The sequence below is a fragment of the Cellulomonas sp. ACRRI genome, from assembly GCF_022346185.1.
Lineage (GTDB): Bacteria > Actinomycetota > Actinomycetes > Actinomycetales > Cellulomonadaceae > Cellulomonas.
The window spans coordinates 1-6815 of record NZ_JAKRMS010000171.1; the positions used below are offsets into that span (position 1 = coordinate 1).

Below are 6815 nucleotides of genomic sequence, written 5' to 3' on the forward strand. Positions count from 1 at the left end.
GTCCAGGTCGCGGTGGGCACGTAGGCGCCGTGCCGCACCCGCACCAGGGAACCGGTCCGGGCTGCGCGCCGGAGGTCCTCGCCCGCCAACCCGCTGGCGCGTGCGTCGTCCTGGTCGGCGACCCCGCCCCCGGCCGGCGGCGCCTCGCCGTACGGCTCGGCCCCGGGCTCGGCGGCTCCCGGCACCCCGGCCTACGGGGCCGCGGCTCCCGGCGGTCCGGGGTACGGCGCCGCGACGCCAGGCGGCCCCTCGTACGGCGGCCCGGCGTACGGCACCCCGGCTCCGACCCCGGCGCCCGCCCCGGCGCCCGCGCCCGAGCCGGAGGACCGCGGACCGCGGGCGGGCACCGTGGTGTGGGGCCTGATCGTGGCGGCGGTCGGCATCCTGGTGCTCGCCGTCGCGGCGGGCGTCCGGATCGACCTGCAGCTCGCGCTGATCGTGCTGCTGGCCGCGGCGGGTGTGGCGCTGCTGGTCGGCTCGGTCCTGACCGCGGGCCGCCGCAAGCGCCGCGAGCAGCGCGCCGCCCGCTGACCGGCCCGTGGGCACCGGCCCACCACCGCGACCGAGCAATCGACGCGTCGAGCGAGTACCCGCTGGGTACTCGCTCGACGCGTCCGTTGCTCTCTCGACGGTCGGACCCCGCCGCGGGGGTCGCCGGTCGTCGAGATCGGGGCTGTGGACGACCGCGGTCGAGCCGTTCCGCTCCGGCAGGGTGGACGGATGAGCAGCAGCACGGGCCCTCACGCGACGGCCACCGCGACCGCCACGGGGCCCGTCACCGCCGACGACGCACGCGCCAGCGGGTTGGCGGGCGAGGACCTCCGGCGCGCAGCCCGGACCGGTTCCCTGGTGCGGGTGCGGCACGGCGCCTACGTGCCCACCGCGACCTGGACGTCGGCCGACCACGCCGAACGGCACCGCCTGCTCGTCCGCGCTGCGGCCCGCACGCTCTCCAGCCCCGTGTTCGGACACGCGTCGGCGGCGGCGGTGTGGCGCCTCCCGCTGCTGGAGGGGTGGCCGTCCGACGTGCACGTGCTGGTCCCGGACGCCCGGGGCACACCCTCGACCCGCGGGGTGCGGCGGCACCGGGTGGCCGTCGTCCCGGAGATCCGCGTCGTCGGCGGGGTCAGGGTCACCACGGCCGCGCGCACCGTCGTCGACCTCGCCCGGACCGGTTCCTTCGCGCGGGGGCTCGTGCTGGCCGACGACGCGCTGCGCCGTCGCCGGGTCACCCCGGACGACCTCACGCGCGAGCTGGTCGCCGCGGGGAGCGGGCGCGGCGTGCGCCGGGCCCGCCGTGTGGCGGACGAGGCGGACGCCCACTCCGAGTCGCCTGGGGAGTCGCTCAGCCGCGCGCGGATGATCGAGCTCGGTCTGCCCCGCCCGGTGCTGCAGCACGAGGTCCGGGACCGGCGCGGTCTCGTCGGGCGGGTCGACTTCTTCTGGGAGTCGCTGGGCGTTGTCGGGGAGTTCGACGGCCGCCTGAAGTACCGCGCCGACGGGGTCGGCGACCGCACCGCCGCCGAGGACCGCGTCTGGGCCGAGAAGCGCCGCGAGGACCGGCTCCGCGCCGCCGGCCTGCGCGTGGTCCGCTGGACCTGGCAGGGCGCCCTCGACCCGGCGCGCCTGGCGCGCCTCCTCTCCGGCGCCGACCTCCTCCCCGCGCCACCCGGCGCACGGGCGTCTGACGCCGAGGGGGTACTCGACACGTCGACGGGGTAGTCGGCGACTACTCGCTCGACGTGTCGAGTGCACGCTCGACGGGGGGGACGGCGGGACGGCGGCCGCGCTGCGCCGGGCCGGCCCGCCGCCCCGGGACGGCGGAGGGCCGGGGCCCCCTGCGGGGTCCCGGCCCTCCGGCCGTGCGTGGGGCGTCAGGCCCGCACGTTCTCCTCCGTGGCCGGCGAGGTGCCGGCGGGGCGGGCGGTGTCCGTCGCGGCGACCGCCTTGCGGCCGCCGAGCAGGAACAGCGCCCAGCCGATCAGGATGAACATGATGCCGAGGCCCATGACCAGGGCGGCGACGCCGAACGCGACCACCGAGGTGAACAGCGAGGCCCGCAGGAAGGACGCGTTCATGGCGACGTCGCGCAGCGGGTCGTCCTGCTCGAGCTCGGCGTAGGTCTTGCCGCCGGTGGCCTCGAGCGCGTGGTGCTGGATGATGTCGGCCTGGGCGAACGCGGTCCACGGGCTGGTGACGGGCTGGCCGCCGAAGTTCGCGGCGTCCTCCGAGACGGTGATGTTCTCGTCCGCGAGGTGGCTGGAGACCGAGCCCCAGGTGACGCCGCCGGCGATGATGAGGACGATGCCGGCGATCGCCGAGATGATGCCGATGACACGAGCAGCCTTCGAGCCGCCCGTCGCTGCCACGGTAGCCATGGTGGTGTTCCCTTCCGATACCCCCGGTGCGGGCCGACCGTCGGTCGACCCGGTGGAACGTGTGAGCCCCACGTGGAAGAGCCTGTCTCCCCCGCCGGCCGCGCCGTGGGACCAAGGTCACGGGACGACCCGGATACAGCCTTGTGAAGCCCCGCACAAAGAGCGGATTCCCGCTGGTCGGGCCCTTGGTCCCAGCTATGACACCCAGTCAGCCTAGGACATTCGTCCTGGTCGCGCGCCCACCCGCCGCGGACGATCCGGACGCACGACGGCCCGGCACCCCGCGGGGGGGCACCGGGCCGTGGCGCGTCAGCTCACTCCCACTCGATGGTGCCCGGCGGCTTGCTCGTCACGTCGAGCACCACGCGGTTGACCTCCGGCACCTCGTTGGTGATGCGGGTGGAGATCGTCGCCAGCACGTCGTACGGCAGCCGGGTCCAGTCGGCGGTCATGGCGTCCTCGGAGGACACGGGCCGCAGCACGACGGGGTGGCCGTAGGTGCGCCCGTCGCCCTGCACGCCCACCGAGCGCACGTCGGCGAGCAGCACGACCGGGCACTGCCAGATGTCGCGGTCCAGGCCGGCGCGGGTGAGCTCCTCGCGGGCGATGACGTCCGCGGCGCGCAGCACGTCGAGCCGCTCCTGCGTGACCTCGCCGATGATCCGGATGCCCAGGCCGGGGCCCGGGAACGGCTGGCGCCAGACGATGGCCTCCGGCACGCCGAGCTCCAGACCGACGGCCCGGACCTCGTCCTTGAACAGGGCCCGCAGCGGCTCGACCAGCTGGAACTGCAGGTCGTCCGGCAGACCGCCGACGTTGTGGTGGCTCTTGATGTTGGCCGCGCCCTCGCCGCCGCCGGACTCGACGACGTCCGGGTACAGCGTGCCCTGCACGAGGAACTTGACCTCCTCGCCGTGCGCGCCGGCCTCCTCGACGACCTCGCGCGCCGCGTCCTCGAACACGCGGATGAACTCGCGGCCGATGATCTTGCGCTTGGTCTCGGGGTCGGTGTGGCCCGCGAGCGCCTGCAGGAACCGCTCGCGCGCGTCGACGACCTTGAGGTTGACCCCGGTGGAGGCGACGAAGTCCTGCTCGACCTGCTCGGCCTCGCCGGTGCGCAGCAGGCCGTGGTCGACGAACACGCAGGTGAGCTGGTCGCCGACGGCCTTCTGCACGAGCGCGGCCGCGACGGACGAGTCGACGCCGCCGGACAGGCCGCAGATGACCCGGGCGCCGCCGACCTGGGCGCGGATCTTCTCGACCTGGTCGGCGATCACGTTGCCCGGGTTCCAGTCCGGGGTGAGGCCGGCGCCCTCGTAGAGGAAGTGCTCGAGGGTGCGCTGCCCGAGCGGCGAGTGCTTCACCTCGGGGTGCCACTGCACGCCGAACAGGCGGCGGCCGCGGTCCTCGAACGCCGCGACGGGCGAGCCGGCGGACGTGGCGAGCACCTCGAAGCCCTCGGGCGCGGCGTGCACGGCGTCGCCGTGGCTCATCCACACGGTCTGCTGCGCGGGGCTCTCGGCGAGGACCGTGCCGGTGGCGACGACCTCGACCGGGGTGCCGCCGTACTCGCGGTTGCCGGTCTGCGCGACCTCGCCGCCGAGGGCCTTGGCCATCGCCTGGAAGCCGTAGCAGATGCCGAGCACCGGGACCCCGGCCTCGAACAGGGCGGGGTCGACGAACGGGGCGCCCTCGGCGTACACCGAGGACGGGCCGCCGGACAGGATGATCGCCGACGGGTCCTTGGCCAGCATGTCCTGCACCGAGGCCGTGTGCGGCACGATCTCGGAGTAGACGCTCGCCTCGCGGACGCGGCGCGCGATCAGCTGCGCGTACTGCGCGCCGAAGTCGACGACGAGGACGGGACGGGGCGTGTCGGAGGGCGGCGGCGCGGGCGTGTCGGGAGCGTCGGTCACCCCACCAGGGTAGTGCGCCGCACCGACGGCCCGGGACGCCCCGAGGGGCCGCCGGCGGCCCGGGTCAGGACCCGGAGCGCTCGCCGATGCGCCGCTGCCGGCTGATCTCCTTGCGGAGGCTCTCGTGGAAGTCCTCGGCGACGGCGAGCTGCTCGCGCAGCGCCCGGGACCGCTCCTCGGCGGCCAGCCGGTACATCCGCAGGCGCTCGAGCAGCGCCTCGTGCTCCTCGGCGTCGATTCCCGGCTCGTTGATCCGGTCGAGCACGCCCAGCAGGTCGCCCATCTCGTCGAGGGAGAAGTCGAGCGGCTTCATGCGCTTGATCAGCTCCAGCCGTGCGATGTCGGGCTCGGTGTACAGGCGGAATCCGCCGTGCGTGCGGGCCGAGGGCCGGACGAGGCCGACCTCCCCGTAGTACCGGATGGTCCGCAGCGACAACCCGGTGCGCTCGGCGACCTCGCCGATCTGCATGTGGTGCAGGCTCACGGGTCACCTCCTTCCGCACCGCGCGGCGTCAGCATAGCCACGGGGAGCGCGGACGACCTGGAGCGATGCCGCCGCCGCGCCCGCGCGGGTCGCGCACCGGCCGACCGGTCCCGGGCGCCCGACTCTCCTGTCACGTGAGCGTCGGGTGGCGGTGTGAAGATCCGGTGGGGGTCGGTCCCCGCGCGGTGCCGCGGTCTTCTCAAACCTCACAAAGCGGACATATCTTCCGTTACGTGAGGGATGACGCCCCGGCCACCGCGCCGACGACCGAGACCGCCGGCCTGCCCGGCACCGGCCTCGCGTCGCCGGTACCGGCCTCCCCCGCGCCCGGCGCACCGGCCCGCGCCGCGCGGCTGCCCGGCCTGGACGCCCTCCGCGGGCTCGCCGTCGGCCTGGTGCTGCTCAACCACGCGGCCCCCGACCGGTTCGGCGCCGCGGGGGTCCTGGGCGTCACGGTGTTCTTCGCCCTGTCGGGCTGGCTGATCACCGGCGTGCTGATGCGCGACCTCGACCGGGGTGGCCGGATCCGGTTCGGCCGCTTCTACGCGCACCGGCTGCTCCGGCTGTACCCGCCGCTGCTGCTCATGCTCGCCGGGTACGTCGTCGTCGAGGGGGTGTTCGACCTGCTGGGCCAGGCGCACCTCGTGCCGGAGACCCTGGTCGCGGCGCTGACGTACACGATCAACGTCCCCGGACTGCCGCACGGCAGCGAGTCGGTCTACCACTTCTGGACCCTGGCCGCGGAGGAGCAGTTCTACCTGGTCTGGCCGCTGCTGCTGGCGTGGGCCTGGCGGCGAGGCTGGCTGCGCGCCGCGACGGCGGTCGGCGTGGCGGCGGCCCTCGCGGCCTGCATCGTCACGCTGCTGCTCGTGGTGCCGGACGTGGCGCGGGTCTACGCGCTGCCGACCTCGTGGGGCGCGGCGCTGCTGATCGGGTGCGCGGGCTACCTCGGGCGCAAGGAGGTGGCGGCGCGGCTGCCGCAGGCGGTCCGGGCGCGGCGCGCCGTCCAGGCGGGGATCGTCGTGGCGCTGCTCGCCGGCACGCTGCTCACCGGCCTGGCCGGGCACACCGCCTGGTACCTGCTGGGGGTCCCGGCCGTCGCCGTCGCCACCGTCGTGCTGATCAGCTACGTCGGGGCCTGGCGGACGCTGCCCGGCCGCTGGCTGCGGCCCGCGGTCGCGCTCGGCACGGTCTCCTACGCCGCCTACCTGTGGAACGGCGCGATCACGCGCTGGCTCGGGCACCCCGACGACCTCGGCGGGATGGCGCTCGGGATCGCGCTGACCCTGGCCGCGGCGACGGCGAGCTGGTGGCTCGTCGAGCGCCCCGTGGCCCGCTGGCGGGCGCGGCGCGCGGCCACCTGACCCGGGCCGCCCGGGGTCAGCCCAGCCGCGCCCGCGCGTCGGCGTGCACGCGCCGCTCCAGGACGAACGACATCACCGGCACCACGCCCGCGAGCGCCATGGTCACCAGGCGGCCGAGGGACCAGCGCATCGCGGACCACAGCTGCACCACGGTGAACAGGTACACGACGTAGATCCAGCCGTGCACGATCGCGACCCAGGTGCCGAGCACCGGCAGCGGGGACCCCGTCGCCGGGTCGACCCCGTTCGCGTGGAACACGTACTTCAGCACCATCTCGAGGCACAGGACCAGCAGCATCGTGCCGGTGACGAACGCCATCACGCGGTACCGGGTCAGCCGCCCGGGGGTCCCCGGCGGCACGGGGGCCGGTCGCCGGACCTCGGCGGGGGCGGGCGTGGGCTGTCCGGTGGGCTCGGTCATCGGTGCGGGTCCTCTCGGGGTGTGCGGCGGGCCGCGGGCGGGGCCGCGCGTCCGCCCACGATTCTCGCTCAGGTCGGCCCCGGACCTCGCACCGCCACCCGGCCGCGCTGCCCCACCCGCGCGCCGCCGCCGGCTACCACCGCCGCAAGACGGGGGCCGGTCTTCCGCACCTCCCAACCCAGCTCCCGGCCCCGCGGTCCGCGGGCGGTCGGCGCCGTCAACACCCGGCGGTGGCGGCTGCTGCCCCTGACG

General features: G+C 75.6%; 8 protein-coding genes. 3 read left to right on the forward strand and 5 right to left on the reverse strand.

Annotated elements, in window-relative coordinates:
- Window positions 1-185: type IV toxin-antitoxin system AbiEi family antitoxin domain-containing protein (locus MHY85_RS19400; protein ID WP_239199721.1), on the reverse strand; the 185-nt coding region annotated here is incomplete at its 3' end.
- A gap of 163 nt (window positions 186-348) precedes the next feature.
- On the opposite strand from MHY85_RS19400, the gene MHY85_RS19405 reads away from it, so the two are divergent.
- Both MHY85_RS19405 and MHY85_RS19410 read left to right on the forward strand, forming a co-directional pair.
- On the forward strand, window positions 349-531 hold the full coding sequence (locus MHY85_RS19405) for a hypothetical protein (protein ID WP_239199724.1): 183 nt from the start codon (window positions 349-351) through the stop codon (window positions 529-531).
- Window positions 532-720: 189 nt separating this feature from the next.
- On the forward strand, window positions 721-1722 hold the full coding sequence (locus MHY85_RS19410; protein WP_239199727.1) for a type IV toxin-antitoxin system AbiEi family antitoxin domain-containing protein: 1002 nt from the start codon (window positions 721-723) through the stop codon (window positions 1720-1722).
- A gap of 152 nt (window positions 1723-1874) precedes the next feature.
- Here MHY85_RS19410 and MHY85_RS19415 read toward each other — a convergent pair whose 3' ends face one another.
- The 3 genes from MHY85_RS19415 to MHY85_RS19425 form a co-directional block, all read right to left on the reverse strand.
- Entirely contained in the window at window positions 1875-2378 is a 504-nt protein-coding gene (locus MHY85_RS19415) for an aromatic ring-opening dioxygenase LigA (protein ID WP_239199729.1), read from the reverse strand.
- Window positions 2379-2692: 314 nt separating this feature from the next.
- Window positions 2693-4294 (reverse strand): glutamine-hydrolyzing GMP synthase, encoded by a 1602-nt coding sequence (guaA, locus tag MHY85_RS19420; RefSeq protein WP_239199732.1) that lies wholly within the window; start codon window positions 4292-4294, stop codon window positions 2693-2695.
- A 64-nt stretch (window positions 4295-4358) separates the two neighbouring features.
- The gene (locus MHY85_RS19425; RefSeq protein ID WP_158374208.1) at window positions 4359-4763 is read right to left on the reverse strand and encodes a MerR family transcriptional regulator; all 405 of its coding nucleotides are present in this window, start codon (window positions 4761-4763) and stop codon (window positions 4359-4361) included.
- Window positions 4764-5011: 248 nt separating this feature from the next.
- On the opposite strand from MHY85_RS19425, the gene MHY85_RS19430 reads away from it, so the two are divergent.
- A complete protein-coding gene (locus MHY85_RS19430) occupies window positions 5012-6142 on the forward strand; it encodes an acyltransferase (protein ID WP_239199738.1) in 1131 nt (376 codons plus the stop codon).
- Window positions 6143-6158: 16 nt separating this feature from the next.
- Here the strand turns inward: MHY85_RS19430 and MHY85_RS19435 are convergent, their stop codons facing one another.
- The gene (locus MHY85_RS19435; RefSeq protein ID WP_239199741.1) at window positions 6159-6563 is read right to left on the reverse strand and encodes a DUF3817 domain-containing protein; all 405 of its coding nucleotides are present in this window, start codon (window positions 6561-6563) and stop codon (window positions 6159-6161) included.
- Window positions 6564-6815: the final 252 nt, after the last annotated feature.

What these genes read in the sequence shown, in the direction of transcription:
- MHY85_RS19435 (WP_239199741.1), bottom strand. Translation starts at nt 6,563, where the DNA reads ATGACCGAGCCCACCGGACAGCCCACGCCCGCCCCCGCCGAGGTCCGG.
- MHY85_RS19425 (WP_158374208.1), bottom strand. Translation starts at nt 4,763, where the DNA reads ATGCAGATCGGCGAGGTCGCCGAGCGCACCGGGTTGTCGCTGCGGACC.
- MHY85_RS19415 (WP_239199729.1), bottom strand. Translation starts at nt 2,378, where the DNA reads ATGGCTACCGTGGCAGCGACGGGCGGCTCGAAGGCTGCTCGTGTCATC.
- MHY85_RS19410 (WP_239199727.1), top strand. Translation starts at nt 721, where the DNA reads ATGAGCAGCAGCACGGGCCCTCACGCGACGGCCACCGCGACCGCCACG.